This window comes from Methanobrevibacter curvatus (assembly GCF_001639295.1).
GTDB lineage: Archaea > Methanobacteriota > Methanobacteria > Methanobacteriales > Methanobacteriaceae > Methanoflexus > Methanoflexus curvatus.
Genome location: NZ_LWMV01000139.1, coordinates 1 through 611, shown reverse-complemented (window position 1 = coordinate 611; position 611 = coordinate 1). Strand labels below are relative to the sequence as shown.

At 29.6% G+C, this 611-nt stretch carries 1 protein-coding gene; it reads left to right on the top strand.

Annotated features, from left to right (window positions below; genetic code table 11):
* The coding region (locus tag MBCUR_RS03450; RefSeq protein ID WP_169805786.1) for a DUF11 domain-containing protein at positions 1 to 611 on the top strand (611 nt) is incomplete at both ends.

The following is a 611-nucleotide window of genomic DNA, read 5'->3' as shown; positions in this document are numbered from 1 at the left end:
TGGACTATTTCAAGTATTTTAAATAATAATTCTTATATTATTACTTTAATTGTTCAGTTGAATGGTACTGGAAATATAAGCAATATAGCAAATGTCACAGGTACAGATCAAAATAATACAGGCAACAACAGTTCTAACAACAATAGTACTGTGAATGTTACTCCAAGTATTAATTTAAGTATTGTTAAGACTGTGAATGTGTCTGGTGTTGTTTTGAATGGTGTTTTAGTTGAGTATACTATTAATGTTACTAATCATGGTCCTGATACTGCGACTAATGTGAATATTACTGATGTTTTAGATGACAGATTAATCTTTGTTAGTGCTAATGGAAGCTATACTCGTGTGGGTCAAGCTGTTAGCTGGACTATTTCAAGTATTTTAAATAATAATTCTTATATTATTACTTTAATTGTTCAGTTGAATGGTACTGGAAATATAAGCAATATAGCAAATGTCACAGGTACAGATCAAAATAATACAGGCAACAACAGTTCTAACAACAATAGTACTGTGAATGTTACTCCAAGTATTAATTTAAGTATTGTTAAGACTGTGAATGTGTCTGGTGTTGTTTTGAATGGTGTTTTAGTTGAGTATACTATTAATGT